The sequence below is a fragment of the Alteromonas sp. BZK5 genome (assembly GCF_014349115.1).
In the GTDB taxonomy this organism is placed as follows: Bacteria; Pseudomonadota; Gammaproteobacteria; order Enterobacterales; family Alteromonadaceae; genus Alteromonas; species Alteromonas macleodii.
On record NZ_JACSOE010000030.1, the window covers coordinates 1 to 20,694 of the forward strand.

A 20,694-nucleotide genomic window follows, 5' to 3' on the forward strand; every position below is an offset into this window, starting at 1 on the left:
ACGCGAAAATGCTGTTTTACCAAGACGACGCGCGAACCTTCGAGCGTGTCATCACTTATTATCAATACGTGGCAAAAGCGCGCCAAAAAGAGATTGAGAGCTTTAGGGGAAATGTTGCTAGGCTTGAAGAAGTTAACGCAGAGCTTAGCGAAAAAGCCTTGTCACTTGCCGCTTTGAAAGATGAGCAAGAAGGTCAGCGAGCAGTACTTATAACCCGTCAGGATGATAGAAAAGCAACGCTTAAGAAAATAAACAAAACCATAGCCTCTGAAAACCAGCGTATTGCGTCGCTACAAGCTGATGAAAAAGCGCTGAAAGACGCCATTGAAGCGGCCCGGATTGCCGCAGAACGGGCTGCTCGTGAAGCCGAAGTGAGTATGGATGGACTTGCCAAATTAAAAGGTAAGCTGGCAGCGCCTGTAAAAGGCAGAATACGAAACTTATTCGGTAGTCGCCGCCAAGGGCAAGTGTCTTGGAAAGGCATTGTGATAGATGGTGCCGAGGGCGACCCTGTAAACAGCATTGCGCCTGGAAAAGTGTTGTACGCCGATTGGTTGCGCGGATTTGGTCTGGTCGCTATTGTCGATCATGGCGAAGGGTATATGAGTGTTTACGGTCACAACCAAGCGTTACTCAAGCAAGCTGGCGATGATGTCAGGCAAGGTGAACGCATAGCCCTTGTGGGCCGAAGTGGTGGTCAGGAATATCCTAACCTTTACTTTGAAATTCGTCATAAAGGCAAGGCACTAAATCCAAGCTCTTGGCTAGACTAGGCAGGTTAATTTTAGATTTTCAGAAACTAAGTTGAAACTGAATCAGTTGTTGGTATTCTAGAAAAAACACAGCATTGTGTAGTGTGCGCTTAATAATAATGATGAAAAACGGATGTGACTTAGATGCTTTTGCGTCTGCTAATGCCTTGTATAATCTTTGTTTTATGCGGGCTAACTAGCCTTCAAGTAAAAGCAAAGTCAGACATAATTATAATATTAGATGACCTGGGATACAGGCCGTCCGATGTCGCTGCTTTTTCTCTCCCTAAAGAAATTACCTTTTCTATACTTCCGCAAACGCCGCTGGCTTCTGAAATTGCGTTCCGCGCTGAGCAAGAAGGCAGGGCCGTTATGCTGCATATGCCTATGCAGGCGCAAAGTGGAAAGGACATGGGGCCCCTTGGGTTAACCACTGACATGTTCGCAGGTGCCATTACTTACAATTTGCGAAAGGCAATGAAGAGCGTGCCGAACGCGGTTGGTGTGAATAATCATATGGGAAGTGCGTTCACGGGTCAGCAAAAAGGAATGGAAGCGCTCCTACAAGAAGTGAAACGGCAAGGCTTGTTTTTTGTGGATAGCCGAACCACGGTACTCACAAAAGGTGAAGAAATTGCGCAGCGGTTAGGTGTGCCTAGCGCAAGCAGGCAGGTGTTTCTGGACCATAAGCTTGAGCCTGCATTCTTACTTAAGCAGTTCAACCACATGAAACGTATTGCTAAAAAGAATGGTCACGTTGTGGTGATTGGTCATCCCCACCCAGAAACCGTCGATTTCTTGAAAACTCATTTACCCTCACTTGAAAAAGAAGGTTTAACCCTTACCTCAGTAGCCGACTATTTTTCGCATGCGCCGAAAGTGGCAAAGCAGTTTGGCAAAGAGCGCAATCAAACGGCTTCGCTTAATAACGCCGATGTGAAGGATAGCAAGGTAAGCATGACCGAAGAAGATGCCTTACACAGCAGTGGGCTAATGCACAGCTCCGCAGGAAAAGGCGTTGCTGAGCGTTTGGACACAGCGCCAAACGAATAGCTTTTTTGCCCCATTTTATACGTAGTTAGTTCATTTTCATCTCGTTAAGATCAAAATTTAATGTGGGAACGTTTCTCATTTCTGTGAGTCTGTTATAATATAACGTCTCTGGCGAATAGTTCGCGAACTCATTTTTTCACGGTGGTAATTAGGGTAATGACTCCAATTGACGAGAATCCAACAAAACTAGACAAACTTGGCATTTGGGTGTCGAGCTTGTGTGCGTTGCATTGCCTCGCGCTACCTGTTTTGGTGCCTCTGCTGCCGCTGATCGGTTCTAGCTTTTTTGCACAAGTGTGGTTTGAAAGAACGATATTAACTTTTTCGTTAATTGTAGGTGCGGTCGCCTTGGTTAGCGGTGCAATTCGCTATCATGGCAAATACTACCCGCTGGCACTGCTGTTTACGGGTGGCGCTATCTATTGGCACAAAGATATTTTTGGGCATCACTACGAACCCTTCACCATCGCGATAGGTGCAGCGCTAATTGTGGCCGGCCACTGGGTGAATATGCGATTGTGTAGACAATGTAAGTGCTGCAAAAATACGGTGTTTTCAGACCACCTTTCAACTGAATTTAAGTAGTCAACTAAGCTGCATTTCAAGAAAAGCATTCCAAAAAAAACGAGCCAATGGCTCGTTTTTTTATAGTGTGAGTCTGTATCAGATACGCGCTCTACAGACTTTTCGCACTGAAAAAGTAGGGTTTAATGCGACAACACATTAAGCGCTACATCGGGCACGTTAGTGAATATGCCCGTCACTCCCCACTCTTTAAGCATAAGCATGTCTCTCGGCTCATCTACGGTATAAACGAATACGTCAAATCCGTCTTGCTGCGCCGTTTGCACAAACTGCTTATCAACGGCGTCTAATGCAATGTTTACGGAATAAGCGTTCAGAGCCCGGGCGCTTGCCGTACAGTCGAGTTCGTAGCTTGCAGATAAGGCGCCGATCTTCACTTCGGGCCACTTAAGCGCAATAGCTTGAAGCCAGTGATGGTTAAATGAAGAGATAAGTAGCTTGTCAGCATTAATACCGCTTTGCAGTACCGCCGCTTTAACGTCTTTAATCCAGCTGTCTACGTCGCGTAAGTGTTTTATCTCAATATTGCACCACTTGTCTTTTGGAACACAATTCAGTGTTTCGGTCAGGGTCGGTATGCGCTCTCCATCCCCAATGTCCATTTCTGTAAGGGATTGCCACGGTACGTCAAGTAAATAGCCGGATTCCCGTGCTCTGCGCGTAAGTGTTCTATCGTGAAAAACAATAATGCTGCTTTCGTGCTGATAGGTATCAAACTCAATGCCATCGGCACGTTGTTCGAAAGCCAGTTTAAATGCCTTTACTGTGTTTTCTGGGGCGGCTTTACTGGCACCTCGGTGAGCAAAAATGAGCATAGACATTTCTTCCTTAAAGATCACAACACGGCTTAATCATCTTTTGCATTATGCAACTTATGCGTGTTGAGCGTTTCATAAACTGATGCTGACGTAATAAGAATTCCACCTAACAACGCACTTAAACCAGGTTTTTCGTTAAGCAGAATAATAGCAAGGAAAACGCCATAAAGAGGCTGCATGCAGGCTATGAGCGAAAACGTTTTTGCCCTAAGGTGACGTAGGCTCGCAGCAATAAGTGCATGAGGAAGCGCAGTAAATACGGTACCTAAAAGCAATAGCATTAGCCAAGAACTAGTAGACGCTGAGGTTATTGCTGCACTGCCTACCGGCAACATTAGAATGCTGATAACCAAGGTCTGCCACGCCATGGCTTGCGCACCGCTGTAGTGCTTAAAGTGCTTACGATGAATAAGGTTTCTAAACGAATACAAGATGGCGGAAGCAATACCGATAAGAACGCCAAGGGTAATGTCATTTTCCAGTGATGTCTCTGGCACTATTAAATAAACGCCAACGACCACCGTAACGGTAGATACGATATCCTGCCAGACCAGCCTTACCCGCTCAAAGAAAGGCTCGATAAGTACCGTGATTACAGGAAAGGTAAAAAGGGCAATCATGCCAACAGACACCCCAGCATATTGCATGGCGGCAAAATAGGTGACCCAGTGCAATGCCATCAGCACGCCTAAACCGAGGGCAACGCCGTAGTCTTTTTTTGAATTCAGCTTTATTTTGTTCTTCGCCAATTTCAAAAAGGCAAACAACGCTATGCAGGCAAATACTGAACGAACAAGAGTGATATCACTGGCGCTAAGTGGTACAAGCCGAGAGAAAAGGGCTGTACCACCAAGTAAAATTACCGTGAAATGAAGTGAGATCAGGCTTTTTTTAACAGCATCCATAAATTAGCTGTCAGCGCCCTCTGACGAAGCCTCGCTCTTTTCGTCACTGGCTGATTCATCGCTAACGTGCGTATCTTTAGCCGTAGCCTGTGCGGTTGATTTAAGCGCCATAGGCTCACCAAGGCGTGTAACCATACCAGGGGCGAGGTCTTCAAAATCAATCATGTCTTTTTCGAAACACACCACAATGGTCGAACCTAGCTTAAAGCGGCCTAGCTCAGCACCTTTTTCAAGGAAAACTGCTGCTTCACTGTCTTTTTCATATGACCAGTGCTGAACATTTTTACCCGCAGGTGGCGTAACTGTGCCAGCCCAGACAGTTTCAATGCTTGCCACTATGGTAGCGCCCACAAGCACCATCGCCATTTTGCCTACAGGCGTGTCGAACAGCGCCACGACGCGTTCATTACGTGCAAACAGACCTGGAATATTTTGTGCTGTAAGAGGATTTACCGAAAAAAGTTCGCCCGGCACATACAGCATATCAGTAAGCGTGCCCTCAACAGGCATGTGAATTCTGTGATAATCACGAGGGGCAAGGTAAATGGTAGCAAACTTACCATTTTTAAATGGCGCAGCTACATCAGGCTTGCCACCTAATAATGTAGTTAGGCTAAAGTCATGGCCTTTCGCCTGAAAAATACTGTCGCTATGGATATCGCCAAACTGACTTACCGTACCGTCAACAGCATGGATAAGTACGTCATCGTTTTCGTCAATGGTGCGCGCTTCAGGTTTAAGCGGGCGGGTGAAGAACTTATTAAAGCTTCTATAATGCTCTGGTTCCTCATGCAGCGCTTCTGACATATCAACGTTGTATTGCTTAATAAACGCCTTGATGAAAAATGTCGTAACACTACCCATTTCTGCTTCTGCAAGTTTGCCTACAAGGCGTGAAAGCAGGTGCTTTGGTGTAACGTATTGTAAATTAACTTTGAGCCAATCTAACACAAAATATCTCCGTTTCTTTTATGCAAGTAATAACGCATTGCATAGATAGCGTTATTGTATCGTAAGTCGTGGTATTAAGAGCAACTTTAGGGTTATGAGTGCTTACACAAAAGCATAAGCACGTGGTTCACACCAAAAGAATAAATCGCCGACTAAGAGACAGCTATTACACGTAAGCAGTGCGTGTACTTCTTCGGTCGCTCCAACGAGTTTAGCGCTCCAGTGAGGTTGAAACCTAGTGGCAGTTGTTATGCCCCGGGAGGCTGGCTGTGACTAGGGCGCTGCTCTTCCATGGTGGTTAATATTCTATGGTAGCTGTCGAAGCGTTCTGCGCTAATTTTTCCTTCTTCTACAGCTTCTCTTAGTAAGCACCCCGGATCATTTAAGTGCTTGCAGTCTCTGAATTTGCAGCCGCCCAAATAATCTCTGAACTCAATAAAGCCCCATGTAATACGTTCGGTAGGAATGTGCCACAAGCCAAATTCACGTACTCCTGGGGAATCAATCAAATCACCGCCGGCTGGCAAGTGAAGCAATTTGGCCGCCGTCGTTGTATGTTGACCTAGTCCCGAGTTATCTGAAATATCGCCGGTTAATTCATCGGCGTCTGGCAGAACTTGGTTTATAAGGCTCGATTTACCTACGCCGGACTGCCCTACGAAAACGCTGATGTTATCGTTAAGGTATTCATTGAGTTTGCTAATGCCTTCACCGGTTTTGCAACTGGTGAAAAGCACTTCGTAGCCTAAGTTTTCGTACGTCTTAAGCTGCTCTGTAACGGTTGTGCGTTCCTCTTCACTGAGCAATTCTACTTTATTAAGGACAATCAGCGGCGTGATGCCTATGTCTTCACAGGCAACGAGATAACGGTCGATAATATTCAGTGAAAGGGTAGGTAATATGGCGCTAACCACAATAATACGGTCGATATTCGCGGCGATGGGCTTAATACCGTCGTAATAATCTGGGCGAGTCAGGACGGAGTGCCTGTCTTTTACAATTTCAATAACCCCACTTACACCTGACTCAGCGTCATCCCCTTTACTGAAAAACACCTTGTCACCACACACTACTGAGTCTACTGTGCGGCGAATGTGGCAGCGAGATACTGCGCCGTTTGCGTCTTCAACGTCGGCGTGTTTACCAAAGCGACCAATCACAGTACCGCTTTCTAGCGTGCTTTCATCAAGGTTCGCCGCGCCCTTTGACGCGTGCTTTTCACGCAAGCGCTTGCTTCTATTTGCTGCAACTTGTCGTTTCTGTCGTTGTGTAAGTTTTGGTTTTTTCGCCACGATTCTTTTCTAGTTTCACGTATACTATGTCAATAATACCGTTTGTAGGGCATGGTTGCCATGTCTGTAGCGCAAAGAGGAAAGTAATGAGTAAACACGACAGTAACCTTGTTTGGATAGACATGGAAATGACAGGGTTAGATCCTGAAACCTGTGTAGTAATGGAAATAGCGACCATTGTTACCGACGCACAGCTGAATATTTTGGCGGAAGGCCCTGTAATAGCGGTACATCAAAGTGATGACGTGTTAAACAATATGGACGAGTGGTGTACACGAGTTCACGGTGAAAGTGGATTAACTGCACGTTGCCGAGAAAGTAAAATAAGTGTTGAAGAAGCATCAGCGCAAACTATTGCCTTTTTAGAGCAATGGGTAGATGCAGGCAAGTCACCGCTATGTGGAAACACCATAGGGCAAGATAGACGCTTCATGGTTAAGTACATGCCCGAGCTTGAAGCTTACTTCCACTATAGAAATATTGATGTAAGTACAATAAAAGAACTAACGCGCCGCTGGAAGCCTGAAATTTTAGGCGGTTTCGAAAAGAAAGGCGTACACCTAGCGCTTGATGATATTCGCGAGTCTATTGAAGAAATGCGCTATTATCGTGAGAAAGTGTTTACGATTTAGGCATTCAAGCATTGAGGTGCAAAAAAAGTAGAATTAAAGGTTGCGTTACCCCAAAATTTTTGTAAAATGCGCACCACTTCAAACGAAGTACCTCTTTTGTTGCGGGAATAGCTCAGTTGGTAGAGCACGACCTTGCCAAGGTCGGGGTCGCGAGTTCGAATCTCGTTTCCCGCTCCAAACTTAAATCTGAATCTAATCAGATACTAAAAGATGCACAGCATCGACTCTATGCGGGAATAGCTCAGTTGGTAGAGCACGACCTTGCCAAGGTCGGGGTCGCGAGTTCGAATCTCGTTTCCCGCTCCAAATTTTCAAACATCACCAAAATCTAAACATTTGCAGAAGTATTGATGCGACCCCTTGATGGGCCCGCGACCGAGTGTCGGCCAGTTGGCAAATCTCGTTTCCCGCTCCAAATTTTTCAGACACCTCAAATAACTAAAACTTATCTAGTTTTTAAGTGCGACCCCTTGATGGGCCCGTGACCGAGTGTCGGCCATCGCTTCACAACGAGAACAAATCTGTTTCTCGCTCCAAATTCACTTGCATCGAACGGTGTTCCTCTTAGCTTTCCTTTTCCACAATACCCTGCACTGATTCTGGGTATAAATTCGATTTCCTACGCACCAAAGTCGTGCGACTTTAATATAGTTATGTGCCTATTTCTATAAGGCTATGATATTTCAGTTAAAAGTAATTATTTTATGAGCTCTCATAAAGTGCGGCCGCCCCAATGCGCAACGTGTTGTGGGATTATTTGCACTTTAAATGAATAAATACCCTGTTTTGCTCTGGCTTTTGACGTTTTTTATATTAGAATGCGCGCAAATTCCGGCACGTATTCTGCTGAGTCTTGGGTTCTAGGCCCTTTTCACTGAGTAGCAATGAATAATAATAAGAACGCTACAAAGAACGAGCCGGTACACATTTTTACCCAATTCACGCTAAAACGCTTAATTAGAAGGACTCTGTTTTTTCCTATGGAATGGGCTAGTGGTTTTTAGCAATGTCCATTTTAAGAGAGAGAACATGCATAGTAAGAGTGCTCCTTTCCATATTTCCGCTGTAGCAGGCGCCGTGTTAGCCGCTTGCTCAAGCCCAAGCGTATATGCCCAAACGGTTACAGTAGACGAAAAACAAATTGAAAAAGTAGAAGTAACCGCAACGCGCAGAAGCGGCACCCTACAAGAAGTGCCTATTAATATCTCAGCGCTAACCTCTGACGTTTTAGACCAACAGAATATTGAAGATCTTGACGGCGTAGCGCGTTGGGTACCTGGTCTTACGGTGACAGATCAAGGTGGACGAAACGACTCTCCAATTATCGTACGTGGTCTAAATACTAATTCATCAGGCCCTGGTTCAAATGGCGGCACGGTAGCCACCTACTTTGGTGATATCCCTCTTTTCCTGAATATGCGTCTTGTAGACGTAGATCGCGTTGAAGTTCTTATTGGTCCGCAGGGTACGCTTTACGGAGCAGGAACCTTGGGCGGTGCTATTCGTTATCTTCCTAAGAAAGTCGATTTAGAGTTTATGTCTGGGGAAGTAACGGGTGATGTGTTCAGCATTAGCGAGAGCGATTCACTAGGTGGAGAAAGCAGTATTGTCTTCAACGCACCTATTATTGATGGTGAATTAGCCGTACGCGCGTCATTGAACTATTTCAATAACCCAGGCTTCCTTGACTACAACTATGTGGTAAAAGAGGGCGGTGTGTCACTGCCAGACCCAGACTGGTCTAATGAAGAAGAGGTGAATAGCAACCTACGTCGTGTTGAAGATGCTAACGGTGAAGATACGCTAACAGGCCGTATTGCAGTACGCTGGGCGCCGAACGACTGGTTTGACAGCACATTGACTTACTTTTACCAAAAGCAGGACGTTGAAGGTCGCTCTATCACACATTACGACGCGCTTTCGGACGAAAATCCTTTAAGCGATGTTATCGGCAAGTACGAATCAGCCTATCGCTACGAAGAGCCGCGTGAAAAAGAAGACGAGCTATTAAGCTTAGAAGTAAGTGCTGACCTGGGCTTTGCAGAATTAGTATCTGCAACCGGTCTATCTAACTTTGACGCGAACGGCCAACGTGACCAAACTGATCTTTTAATTCGTTTAGACTACAGCTATGAAGAATTTCCAGCGTTCTCTGCTTACACGGAAGAAGTGGAAGAACGGGAAGTGTTCACGCAAGAACTGCGCTTAGTTTCTCAAACCAGTGGGCCTTTATCATGGATCATTGGCGGCTTTTATTACGACTTAGACAGTGAAGGCAGCAGTAAAGAATTTACACCTAACTTCGATGTTTATGCCATTGACGTGTGGGGTGTAGACGGTAACTATCGTCCAGATGCACTTGAATACTTCTCAGTTGACGAAAGCGAGGTTACTGAAAAAGCGTTATTCGGAGAACTTACTTACGAACTAACAAGCGACTGGGACGTTACATTAGGTTTACGTGCATACCAATATGATGTGCATTCACGTTCGGCTGTCGACTTACCGCTTTACAACTCAGTATTTGAAAGCAGAGCGTCTGACTCTATCGTACTAGATTATGGTGAGACAGAAGCTGACGATAGCGGCACGTTATTCAAATTCAACACTAGCTATCAGTTTACGAACAGCACAATGGGTTATTTGACCATCAGTGAAGGCTTCAGAATTGGTGGCGCGAACAGCGTTGGTGCTTGCCCAGATAATGTCGATGATCTGAATAACCAAATTGTTTGTGCTACTCCTGAAGAACAACTCTTTGAGGCGGATACCACAACTAACTATGAGCTAGGCGTTAAAACCAGTTTCTTCAGAAACAAACTTCAGCTGAATACGGCGCTATTCTACGTTGACTGGCAAGACCCTCAGGTGTCGGGTGCCACAATCAATGGTCAGCAGCCGATTATCGTTAATGCTGAAGGTGCGGAGTCGAAGGGAGCGGAATTCTCGGTTCGCGGCATTATTGGCGACAATATCACGACTTATGCAACATACGCCTACACACAAGCTGAGTTAACTGCAGACGCACCATTCTTATTTGGTGTGTTTGATGAGCAACGCACAGAGCTTCAAGACTTTTACGATGGTAAAGATGGTGACCGTTTACCGGGAACTGCAGAGCATCAGTTCTCATTCGGTATCACATACAGCCAAGAAGTATTTGACGATAAAATGTTGAATGTGAATTACGGTATCACTGCGCAAAGCGATGTGTATACCACGGTTGGCCTTCGTCAAGATGGTGAGGCGCTGCCTGGCTACGCAGTAAGTAATTTGAACGCGACAATTTCAGATGAAGATTGGTCGGTAACCCTCTACATCGACAACTTATTCGATAAGTATGCGTTTACTTCAACTCGTCGTAACGTAGGCGATATTGGTTTAGGTCAGTTTAACGACACCCTAGAGCCAAATGGCATCGAGTTGCAGCGAAACTATGGCCATTATGTGCTAACACCGCGTACTGTGGGATTGATGTTTAAGTATCAATTCGGCATGTAGTATAGTTATCGCTATAAGATACAATAAAAAGGCGCTTACGCTTAACGTGTAAGCGCCTTTTTCGTATTAAAACGGTTTTGAAAAAAGATAAAAATGAATACAAGTAACACTCGCTTAGACGACGCCGTAAGGTTTTTATCACAACGTGATTATCAGCAAGCACACCGCTGTTGTGTAGAAGTGATTCAACAATTCGGGCCGCATGCTCACGCCTATTTTTTACTTGGCATTATTCATGTTGAAATCGGACAGATAGAAAAGGCGATTGCCTTGTTAACTAAGTCTAACGAAATAGAAAACCGTTCAATTACCTTTGCCTATCTGGCCAAATGCTTTGCGTTAAAAGGCGACATGCAGCAAGCGCTAGACTGTGTGGCTCGTTCGCCAGTAAAGAGCCTTACCCGTGCTCTCGACTTAGATACGGTTGGCGTTTCATTATCGAGAGTAGGCCTACATGAGGATGCTATCGCCTATTTTGAAAAGGCCCTTGCTTTGGCGCCATCAAATCCGCAATACCACTACAACTATGCAGTCAGCTGCAAGTTTGCGGGAAAATTTGAGCTAGCCAGAAAGCATTTTGAACAAGCCATCGATAACGAGCCTAATTTCTTTCAGGCGCATTTTGCCCTGTCTGATCTCGGCGGCATTTCGCGTGAAAATAATCATTTAGCGCGACTTGAGCCCTTAGTGGAAAAAGTAAAGGCAAACCCCGATGCACGACTTCACATAGGGCATGCTCTCGCGAAAGAGTATGAAGCACTAGGTGATTACACTCGTGCTTTTGAATCCCTGCAGCACGCGAAAGCGCCCCAGAAGGCACGTAGCGAAAATACGCTGAAAGATTATCAGGCAATATTTAATACTCTTCATGCTAATTTACAACCACAGGTACGCTCGAACTCTTTTTCCACTAATGTTTCTCAAAGCGACGCCCCCATTTTTGTAGTGGGTATGCCGCGCAGTGGCACAACACTGGTTGAGCGTATTTTAAGTCATCATTCGTTAGTTGCCTCTGGAGGAGAGCTACAAGACTTTGGCGTTGCTGTTAAACAGGTAACCCAAACTAGCAGCCAACTAGTGCTTGATACGCCTACCATTGAAAGTGCATATCAGAGTGACTTGGCCAAAATTGGAGAGCTTTATCTTCAGCGTACGGCTTTCTTGCGACAAGAGGCAAAGCACTTAGTCGACAAACTGCCATTCAATTTTTTCTATATCGACCTAATTCGACAGGCACTACCTAATGCAAAAATTGTTTGTTTGCTGCGTAATCCAATGGATACCTGCGTAGGTAACTTCAGACAGTTGTTTTCTATCCACAGCCCTTACTACGCTTACGCTTACGACCTTGAGGTGATTGGACAGCTTTATCAAAGCTTCGAACAGTGGGTGAGGAAATTTGCTGATACATATCCGAATGCTACTCGCCTGCAATCATACGAGCAACTTGCTCAGAATCCGCAAGCTGAAGTCAAAGATCTATTGGCATTCTGTAACTTGCCTTGGGAAGCGCAATGTCTACAAGTTGAAAACAATACGCTCCCTGTTTCGACCGCCAGTAAAGTGCAGGTTCGAGAGCCAATTAATACAAAGTCTATTGGACGCTGGAAACGATATGAACCGCAATTGGATGTACTTAAGGCAGTGATTTCGCAATAAAGGCACTGCATACGTATTCATTTGTTCTTACATACGTATGCATATTTAACAAATTTGAAACGTCTGGCTTACTTAGTGTTCACAAAATAAGCAGGAACACACCCATGAAAATCTCTTCTACTGCTGCCGCTTTGGCACTCTCGTCTACGTTGTCAATAAGTACCAGTGCCATTGCTTCTCCCACTACTTTTGTACATTTATTTGAATGGAAATGGGAAGATATCGCTACTGAATGTGAAACATTTCTAGGACCTGAGGGTTATGCCGCGGTACAAGTGTCTCCGCCTAACGAGCACATTACGGTGTCTCAATGGTGGGCACGTTATCAACCGGTAAGTTATGAGCTTACCAGTCGCGGAGGTAACAGAGCTCAGTTTGCTGATATGGTGCAACGGTGCAAAGCGTCCGGTGTTGATGTTTACGTTGATGCGGTAATAAACCACATGGCAGCTGGAAGTGGAACGGGAACGGCGGGTAACACATTCGGAGCTAAACAATATCCTATTTACTCGCCGAACGACTTTCACCCGACATGTGCCATAAGTAACTATAACAATCGTTACGAAGTGCAGCACTGCGAGTTAGTGGGTTTAGCTGATTTAGATACTGACAGCACTTATGTACAGGACACCATCGTAAATTACTTAAACGACTTAATTAGTTTAGGTGTTGCAGGCTTTCGGTTTGATGCAAGTAAACACATGCCAAGTGGAGATATCAATAGCATTGTCGCGCGTTTGAATAACACACAACTGGTTTTTCAAGAAGTCATTGACCAAGGCGGTGAAGCAATTAGTGCCAACGAATACTTTGGAAATGGTTTGGTTACTGAGTTCAAGTATAGCGTTGAAATAGGCAACACTTTCCGTAATGGCAAGCTAGCATGGCTGAGCAACTTTGGGGAAGGTTGGGGCTTTATGCCTAGCTCGAAAGCTGTGGTTTTTATAGACAATCACGATAATCAGCGCGGCCACGGTGGTGGCGGTAACGTTATTACGTTTGAAGATGGCAGGCTGTACGATTTAGCCAACGTATTTATGCTTGCTTATCCCTATGGTTATCCAAAGGTAATGTCGAGCTACGACTTTGGCGGTGATACTGAAAGGGGGGGCCAAACGTCCCCGTTCATAACAATGGCACATTGGAGTGCTTTGGCAATAACTGGAAGTGTGAACATCGTTGGTCATACATAGCTGGTGCCATGGCGTTTAGAAACGCTACTGCATCAAATTTTTCGCTAACTAATTGGTGGTCGAATAACAACAACCAGATTGCCTTTGGCCGCGGAGATAAAGGATTTGTTGCCATTAATAAAGAAGACAGCGTGCTATACACGTCGCTCGCCTCAAGCATGCAACCCGGCACCTATTGTAATGTATTAAAAGGTAACCTCAGAGCTGATGGCAGCTCGTGCACTGGAGAAACCGTTACAGTAAATGCCGATGGTACGGTTAACGTTGACCTTGCACCATGGGATGCTCTTGCTATTCATCATGAAAACCGGGTTAATCCAACAGATAATACTGGTGCAGATTGGCAGCGCACCGTGATCTTTATTGAAGCAGAAACCCAAAGTGGACAAGATATGTTTGTTCGCGGTGGGATCGATCATGGCTATGCAGCATCAGTGTTCGGTACGACCTGCACAGATAGTAATTATTTATGTGCCATTCCTGTAAGGCACAACAACCTGCGCAATGCGACAACTTCGCCATGGAAGCAGGGCGATAACTTCCTTGATTGGTATGGTATTGAGTCTGCACAAAGTACTGAAGCAGAAGGAAGTGCAATGGATTGGACAACGAATAACTGGCCTGCGCAGTGGGGCGAGACAAAAGCCGTGGCGTCTGACGGTTTTGGACTTGAACCACTCAATGTTTGGGGACCACACCATTGGATGCTAGACGTTGAAATGGATTGTAGTAAAACAGTAAACGGCTGGTTTGAACTTAAAGCATTTATCAAAAACGGTCAGGGGTGGGAAGCTGACGTAAACCAGTCCAATACACCTTACTCATCAGGTAATCACTTTGCCCAATGTGGCAAGGTAAATCGTTTCGTTTTTGGTGATAGCGCCTATACAATGCAGAATTTTTAGTTGGTCATTTTTCTAAAAATTGGCAAGTAATTAACGCTTACTTACTTGCACTGCAGAAAAACATAGTTAAGCAGCACTGTGTGCTGCTTTTTGCGTTTACCGCTATTCAAAAGTTGCAACCCATTCACACAACGATTATGTTTATAGGTATGTAACTGGTCAAACCAGATTGGCGACACACGTAATCTACGTTGTGTAAAGGCGAACTTTTGTAAGGCTTAATTGAAGCTAGCGTGGACACTATGTCAAAGAACTATATATTAAATACCTATAATAAATTCATGAAACTTCCGTTTGGCAAGAAGCTATTTAGCTGGTACTCAGCGCGCAGGGCACCTTATTTTTCTACCGTTTCGCCACTTATCTCAGACATTAAACCAAACTACTGTGAAGTGCTTATTAGTAAACGTAAAGCGGTAGAAAATCACATTGGAACGGTTCACGTTATTGCTATTTGCAATGGTCTGGAAATGGCCATGGGGTTTATGTGTGAAGCATCCATACCTAAAAACCTCAGGTGGATCCCAAAAGGTATGGAAGTAAAGTATCCGGCGAAAGCAGACTCAGATATTCGTTGTGTAGCAGAAGTGCCAGCTGACGCATGGAAGCCAGGTGATTTACCTATTTCTGTTAAGGCGTATAACGCTGAAGGCACCGTGGTCGTCGACGGAACCATTACGGTTTGGGTAAGCGAAAAGCGCTGATATCCCGCTTATAATAAAAGGCCGCGCTTGCGGCCTTTTTTATGCTCTTTTAAAACATTCAATATTAAGTTTTCACTACAGCTACTTTTCTGTTTGACAGAAAATAAAAATCCAACTAAGAATAACCTTGAAAGCGATTAAGGCGCTATATCAGTAGTCTATTTCATTCAACAGTTGGTGTTGCAATTTTGTCTGTGTTTACAACGCAGGTATTAGCGGTGGAAGAGGTTAAGATGTCTGTAATCACAAAAGAGCAAGTCGCAAGAAAACCCTTTATAGATAAGAAAAATTACCCGTACGGCTTTGCCCGTTCAGGAGATTTTTCAATTAATGAAAGTAAGCTTCTTCAGGCTCATGGTAGTTTGTTCGCTGCACTAGTGGACGGGAAAATTACGCCAGAGAATGATGAAGAACAAGCCTATTTGGAATCGGCTCTTGGTCATCGAGACCCTGCAACACCGCAAGAGAAAGCGTGGTTGAAATACCAAGCCAGAATAAACCGTCCAAAAACAGCAAGTATTTATGGCTCTAAGCGTGCTGCTGAACAAGATGTTGACGATGACGACGATATGAGCGATAACAGTGATCTTGATATCGACCTCGATGATTAAGCTTATGCCTTTATGCATCTAAAACGTGTAAAGGCGCCTCTCTTAAAGCAATCATGTTTATTGTTTACGCTGTTAATATTGTGTAAATAAATATCCTATTTTCTGTCAAAATTGCACTTAAGTCGAAATATTTATCCTAATTATTGCGAATATTGGGATATATATCTCACTTTTGCGCAATTTGGTGTTTTATCTTCCTATTACCTTAGATATAGTCGGGGCATCGTCAACGTACGCTGACAAACCCCCCAACCCATTACAGGAGAAAGCACTGTGAAAATGATGTCGGGCGCAGCCATGGTGGTTGAAGCGCTAAAAGATGTAGGAGTGACACACGTGTTCGGTTACCCAGGTGGTGCCGTATTAGACATTTATGATGCGTTATTTGCGCAAGATGATGTCAAACACGTCCTCGTACGTCATGAACAGGCAGCCGCCCACATGGCGGATGGTTATGCACGTTCAACTGGCAAAACCGGCACAGTGCTCGTCACATCAGGTCCTGGCGCTACGAATACTATTACAGGTATTGCTACTGCATATATGGACTCTATTCCGATGGTTATTTTATCGGGACAGGTGCCGTCGAAGCATATTGGTGAAGACGCATTCCAAGAAACTGACATGGTGGGGTGCTCACGCCCTATCGTTAAGCACAGCTTTTTGGTAAAGCGCGCGGTTGATATCCCAGAAGCGATTGCTAAAGCCTATTATATTGCTAACACTGGCCGTCCTGGTCCGGTGGTTGTAGATTTACCAAAGGATATTGTTAACGTAGCGGAAGAGCACCCTTATGTGTATCCAACTGACGTTACCATGCGCTCTTATAACCCTACCGAAAAGGGCCACCCCAAGCAGGTTAAGAAAGCAGTTGAGTCGCTACTTAAAGCAGAACGTCCGGTATTATATGTAGGTGGTGGTGCAGTAGCGTGCGACGCATCAGAAAAAGTTATTGAGTTAGCTGAAAAGCTAAATGCTCCGGTAACTTGTACGCTAATGGGTCTTGGTGCTATGCCGGGAACACACAAGCAATTCATTGGTATGCTTGGTATGCACGGTACGCTTGAAGCGAACAAAACCATGCATAATGCCGACTGCATCATTGCACTAGGTGCACGTTTTGATGACCGTGTTACCAACAACGTTGATAAATTCTGCCCTCATGCAGACATTATCCATGTTGATATCGACCCAGCATCAATTTCTAAGACCGTCAATGCGCATATTCCTGTGGTAGGTTCGGTAGATAAAGTACTTGATCAAATTTTAAGTCAGGTAAATAAGAAAGATTTATCTGGGCAAAGCGAAAAGCTAGCCGATTGGTGGCAGCAGATAGAAACATGGCGTGCTCGTGAGTGTTTAAACTACACACAGGGCGAAGAGGTAATTAAGCCTCAGCGCGTTATCGAAGCCTTGTACAAACACACAGACGGTAAAGCTTACGTAAGTTCTGACGTGGGCCAGCATCAAATGTTTGCTGCGCTTTATTACCCTTATGATAAACCGCGTCAGTGGATCAACTCAGGTGGTCTTGGCACCATGGGCTTTGGTTTACCGGCTGCAATGGGTGTGCAGTTTGCGCACCCAGGTTCAACCTCTGTGGTAGTAACAGGTGACGGCAGTATTCAAATGAATATTCAAGAGCTATCTACTTGTTTGCAGTACAACCTGCCTATCAAGATTATCTCATTGAATAACCGTGCCCTAGGTATGGTTCGTCAGTGGCAGGATATGATTTATAAAGGACGTCACTCACACTCTTACATGGATTCAATGCCTGACTTTGTGAAATTGGCAGAAGCTTACGGACACGTGGGCATTAAAGTAGACAAGCTTGACGAGCTAGACGCAGCAATGGAGAAATGTTTCAGTTATACAGATCGCTTAGTGTTTATGGACATAGCAGTAGACCAAAACGAACACGTATATCCAATGCAAATTAAGTTTGGCGCAATGGATGACATGCGCTTAAGCAAGACGGAGCGAACCTGATGAAACGTATTATCTCTGTATTAATGGAAAACGCCCCTGGCGCACTATCTCGTATCGTTGGTGTATTCTCACAACGTGGTTACAACGTCGATTCACTGTGTGTGGCACCAACCGACGACGCGAGCCTTTCGCGTCTAACGATTATCACGCACGGCGACGACAAAGTCATAGAGCAAATTACTAAGCAAGTGAATAAGCTTATTGATGTGCTAAAAGTGGTAGACCTTACTGAAGGTACGCACATTGAACGCGAACTTATGCTGATTAAAGTCGCGACTCGCACAGAGTCGGTACGTGCTGAAGTGAAGCGGAACTCTGATATCTTCCGTGCGCGTATTGTGGATGTGAACGTAAACAACTACACCATTGAAATTACGGGCACCACAGACAAGCTAGATGCATTTGCCACGACTATGGGGCAGTGTGCTGAAATTATCGAATCATCGCGCACCGGTGTGTGTGGGCTTGCTCGAGGTGATAGGGCGCTTCGTCCTTAAATTTTTTCCCGAGTTTTCGCGCAAAGCGTTTTTTCGGAAGGCTGTCAGTAGACAGCCTTTTTTCATTCTAGGGAATTACCCTAAGTATCGCGCCCATAATAGGCTTCTACGCGCAGGGCTACGCCGTATGAGGTTTTGAAGTCCTCATCACGCAGCCATAATACAAAAGGCTCTACTTCAAAGAAAAGCCAATCACGCAACATGTTGTTACGCCACCTAAACCCTCCATAGACTTCTTCTACGCGAAAGTTGGGTTGGCTAAGTCCTTCCACCATAAAGTGAGGAATAACGGCGTTATGTTGATCTACCGAAAACAAATGGTGGACCTCGTGACGCCATAGCCAGTCGTTGGTATCGTCGCGGTAGTAGTAGCGATTATTTTGTCGAACCAGGTGCTTTTTATTGATTTCATATTGAAAAGCGACGCCCACCTCCGCACCCAAACGGTCACGGGTGTAATAGTAAAGTTCGGCGTCGTATAGCATGGCCCATTGTTTAGAAAAGGCAAAAGCATCTCTGTATCGGGTCATCGCATAGAGTTGGTCGCGGCGACCAGCGCCAATTCTAAATGAGTAGTGAGAGTCTTGCTCAGGACGAAAGCGAAGCGCAATGGTCGTTCGATCGCGGTTGTTATTGCCGGTATCCCTCGCGGCTCGTATTGTGTTGTTCTGTGTCTCGTCTTCGTTATCGCTTAATAGTAAATCAACGCGTTCTTTTAAAGCCGGTAGGCGAACTCTTACCCTGAAGCGCAAATCCGTATCCGAGAGCATGCCACTTCTTGGCTCCCATGCAAGTTGAACACGGCCTTCGGCTCTGGCTTCCTTCTGTCCTGAAGTACCTATATCATCTGAACTTTCAAACAAACCATCAAGCTGTTTTACGGTGAAGTCCATGGTGTCGGTGAAGCTACGCTGCCAAATATCAAACCATTGCTCATTAGGTATTGAAGGAGGCAAGGAGTGTGTACTTTCTTTTGTCGAGTTAGCGCGGTTAGAAAGCGTATTTTCTGGCCGAGCAATATCCCGATAGGTTATACCTACACTGGTCGCATTTACGGGGGAGTTCAACGTGTCAGCAGCTGAGTCAGGTGCAACAGGTAAAGCGAGCAATAAATGGCAATAGACCACGGTAAGGCATAGCATTGCTCACTAACTCCTTGTAAAAATTAGCATAGTTGAATGTTTCGACCATTCGAATTGGGGATATACAGAGCATGGATTGTCCCAACCAAAACGTCAATCTTTATTCATTGAAGTAAATATTCAGGTGAAAGCATCAGCAGGCAATGGCATACTGTGCCAATCGATGTAAGGGAGATTATTTTTATGGGTGGTATTAGTGTTTGGCAGTTGCTGATCATACTGGTTATTGTGGTGCTTTTGTTTGGTACGAAGCGCCTTAAAGGTATAGGTACTGATTTAGGCGGCGCAATCAAAGGCTTCAAAAAAGCTGTCACCGAAGAAGACAAAGACGCAGACTTTGAACAAAAGAAGCAAGTTGAAGAAAAGTCAGCAGCAGAGCCTGTTTCAACTAAGACGCAGAGCGACGTTAAAGAAAAATCCTAATGTTCGATATCGGCTTTTGGGAGCTATTGGTTATCGGTGTACTGGCGCTGCTTATTTTAGGGCCAGAAAGATTACCGGGTGCCATGCGCTCAACTATAAATACAATTCGTAGCGTGCGTAATGTAGCAACGGGCTTTAAGCAAGAAGTTGAGCATCAGTTGCGCGTGCACGAATTGCATGAAAATTTGAAAAAAGCAGAGCAGCAAGGGCTTAAAGATCTTTCACCTGAACTTGAACAAAGCGTCGATGAGCTAAAAAAAGCTGCAGAGTCGGTTCAAGAACCTTATAAAAAGCAATAGATGTCTGACGCTAATAACCTTATTTCTCATTTAATTGAATTGCGTAGCCGTATTCTCAAAGCCCTTTTGAGCGTACTTATCGTCTTCATTTGTCTTGCGGCGTTTGCGCAAGACCTTTATAAGCTATTGGCGATGCCATTGCTTGAAGCCTTACCTGAAAATGCGAGCATGATTGCAACCGACGTTGCATCACCTTTCTTTGCTCCGTTTAAACTTACACTGGTGTTATCGTTTTTTATTGCTATTCCCTATGTGCTCTATCAAGTATGGGGGTTTGTGGCTCCGGGTTTGTACAGAAATGAAAAGCGCCTGGTAGCGCCTTTACTACTTTCCAGTACGCTGCTGTTTTACGCAGGAATGGCGTTTGCCTACTTTGTGGTATTTCCAATAGCGTTCGCGTTTTTTACAAGCGTAGCACCTGAAGGTGTAACGGTAAGTACAGATATATCCAGTTATTTGAACTTCGTCTTGAAACTGTTCTTTGCATTTGGGGTCTCATTCGAGATACCGATAGCCATTATCTTAATGTGCTGGACTGGGGTAACGGATGCTAAGTCTTTACGAGCCAAGCGCCCGTACGTGGTTGTTGGTGCATTCGTGGTTGGCATGTTGCTAACACCGCCAGATGTTATCTCTCAAACATTATTAGCTATTCCAATGTGGTTGCTGTTTGAAGTAGGGGTTATTGTTGGAGGATTTTACGCGGGTAAAACACCAAAAGACGATACATCTACTGAAACAACAGACAACACATAGATGTCAAAAAAAGAAAGGAATAAA

General features: G+C 44.8%; 18 protein-coding genes, 2 tRNA genes and 1 pseudogene. 16 read left to right on the plus strand and 5 right to left on the minus strand.

Annotated elements, in window-relative coordinates:
* The 3 genes from BIZ39_RS10590 to BIZ39_RS10600 form a co-directional block, all read left to right on the plus strand.
* Positions 1-773 (plus strand): murein hydrolase activator EnvC family protein (locus BIZ39_RS10590; RefSeq protein WP_187446939.1); only part of this gene is annotated, 773 nt, incomplete at its 5' end.
* A 123-nt stretch (positions 774-896) separates the two neighbouring features.
* Positions 897-1,805, plus strand: coding sequence for a divergent polysaccharide deacetylase family protein (locus BIZ39_RS10595; protein WP_187446940.1), 909 nt, complete (start codon positions 897-899; stop codon positions 1,803-1,805).
* Between the two features lie 156 nt (positions 1,806-1,961).
* A complete protein-coding gene (locus BIZ39_RS10600) occupies positions 1,962-2,390 on the plus strand; it encodes a MerC domain-containing protein (RefSeq protein ID WP_014948073.1) in 429 nt (142 codons plus the stop codon).
* 122 nt (positions 2,391-2,512) lie between these two features.
* Here BIZ39_RS10600 and BIZ39_RS10605 read toward each other — a convergent pair whose 3' ends face one another.
* From BIZ39_RS10605 to rsgA, 4 genes are all read right to left on the minus strand, one after another.
* Positions 2,513-3,205 carry a glycerophosphodiester phosphodiesterase gene (locus BIZ39_RS10605; protein ID WP_187446941.1) on the minus strand — a complete coding sequence of 231 codons (693 nt, stop codon included), beginning with the start codon at positions 3,203-3,205 and terminating at the stop codon, positions 2,513-2,515.
* A 32-nt stretch (positions 3,206-3,237) separates the two neighbouring features.
* Entirely contained in the window at positions 3,238-4,113 is an 876-nt protein-coding gene (locus BIZ39_RS10610; RefSeq protein ID WP_014948075.1) for a DMT family transporter, read from the minus strand.
* A gap of 3 nt (positions 4,114-4,116) precedes the next feature.
* Positions 4,117-5,064 (minus strand): archaetidylserine decarboxylase, encoded by a 948-nt coding sequence (gene asd / locus BIZ39_RS10615; protein ID WP_014948076.1) that lies wholly within the window; start codon positions 5,062-5,064, stop codon positions 4,117-4,119.
* Between the two features lie 248 nt (positions 5,065-5,312).
* Positions 5,313-6,356 carry a small ribosomal subunit biogenesis GTPase RsgA gene (gene rsgA, locus BIZ39_RS10620; RefSeq protein ID WP_014975509.1) on the minus strand — a complete coding sequence of 348 codons (1,044 nt, stop codon included), beginning with the start codon at positions 6,354-6,356 and terminating at the stop codon, positions 5,313-5,315.
* A gap of 86 nt (positions 6,357-6,442) precedes the next feature.
* Here rsgA and orn point away from each other — a divergent pair, with 86 nt between their 5' ends.
* The 10 genes and pseudogenes from orn (at position 6,443) to ilvN (ending at position 18,050) form a co-directional block, all read left to right on the plus strand.
* Entirely contained in the window at positions 6,443-6,988 is a 546-nt protein-coding gene (gene orn / locus BIZ39_RS10625; protein WP_014975510.1) for an oligoribonuclease, read from the plus strand.
* Between the two features lie 101 nt (positions 6,989-7,089).
* Positions 7,090-7,165: transfer RNA gene (locus BIZ39_RS10630), tRNA-Gly, on the plus strand.
* Positions 7,166-7,218: 53 nt separating this feature from the next.
* Positions 7,219-7,294, plus strand: a tRNA-Gly gene (locus tag BIZ39_RS10635).
* A gap of 723 nt (positions 7,295-8,017) precedes the next feature.
* Positions 8,018-10,489 (plus strand): TonB-dependent receptor, encoded by a 2,472-nt coding sequence (locus tag BIZ39_RS10640; protein ID WP_187446942.1) that lies wholly within the window; start codon positions 8,018-8,020, stop codon positions 10,487-10,489.
* Between the two features lie 93 nt (positions 10,490-10,582).
* On the plus strand, positions 10,583-12,148 hold the full coding sequence (locus BIZ39_RS10645; protein ID WP_187446943.1) for a tetratricopeptide repeat-containing sulfotransferase family protein: 1,566 nt from the start codon (positions 10,583-10,585) through the stop codon (positions 12,146-12,148).
* A gap of 104 nt (positions 12,149-12,252) precedes the next feature.
* Positions 12,253-14,246 (plus strand): annotated as a pseudogene (locus BIZ39_RS10650) (alpha-amylase).
* A gap of 242 nt (positions 14,247-14,488) precedes the next feature.
* Positions 14,489-14,950, plus strand: a complete 462-nt coding sequence (locus BIZ39_RS10655; RefSeq protein ID WP_187446944.1) for a hotdog fold domain-containing protein — start codon at positions 14,489-14,491, stop codon at positions 14,948-14,950.
* A gap of 233 nt (positions 14,951-15,183) precedes the next feature.
* Positions 15,184-15,561 carry a DUF413 domain-containing protein gene (gene maoP / locus BIZ39_RS10660; protein ID WP_039225146.1) on the plus strand — a complete coding sequence of 126 codons (378 nt, stop codon included), beginning with the start codon at positions 15,184-15,186 and terminating at the stop codon, positions 15,559-15,561.
* Positions 15,562-15,834: 273 nt separating this feature from the next.
* Positions 15,835-17,553: an acetolactate synthase 3 large subunit gene (locus tag BIZ39_RS10665; RefSeq protein ID WP_187446945.1), complete on the plus strand. Its 1,719-nt coding sequence runs from the start codon at positions 15,835-15,837 to the stop codon at positions 17,551-17,553.
* The gene (gene ilvN / locus BIZ39_RS10670) at positions 17,553-18,050 is read left to right on the plus strand and encodes an acetolactate synthase small subunit (protein WP_014975513.1); all 498 of its coding nucleotides are present in this window, start codon (positions 17,553-17,555) and stop codon (positions 18,048-18,050) included. Before BIZ39_RS10665 ends, ilvN begins: the two co-directional genes overlap by 1 nt.
* An 80-nt stretch (positions 18,051-18,130) precedes the next feature.
* Here ilvN and BIZ39_RS10675 read toward each other — a convergent pair whose 3' ends face one another.
* A complete protein-coding gene (locus tag BIZ39_RS10675) occupies positions 18,131-19,192 on the minus strand; it encodes a hypothetical protein (protein WP_187446946.1) in 1,062 nt (353 codons plus the stop codon).
* A gap of 177 nt (positions 19,193-19,369) precedes the next feature.
* Between BIZ39_RS10675 and tatA the strand changes: the two genes are divergently transcribed.
* Genes tatA through tatC form a run of 3 tightly spaced genes read left to right on the plus strand, consistent with a single transcriptional unit; the run spans position 19,370 to position 20,670 of the window.
* Complete coding sequence (gene tatA, locus BIZ39_RS10680) at positions 19,370-19,615, plus strand: Sec-independent protein translocase subunit TatA (RefSeq protein WP_230633705.1); 246 nt, start codon at positions 19,370-19,372, stop codon at positions 19,613-19,615.
* Complete coding sequence (gene tatB, locus BIZ39_RS10685) at positions 19,615-19,914, plus strand: Sec-independent protein translocase protein TatB (protein WP_014948087.1); 300 nt, start codon at positions 19,615-19,617, stop codon at positions 19,912-19,914. The genes tatA and tatB overlap by 1 nt, the downstream gene beginning before the upstream one ends.
* On the plus strand, positions 19,915-20,670 hold the full coding sequence (gene tatC, locus BIZ39_RS10690; protein ID WP_014948088.1) for a twin-arginine translocase subunit TatC: 756 nt from the start codon (positions 19,915-19,917) through the stop codon (positions 20,668-20,670).
* Positions 20,671-20,694 lie beyond the last annotated feature (24 nt).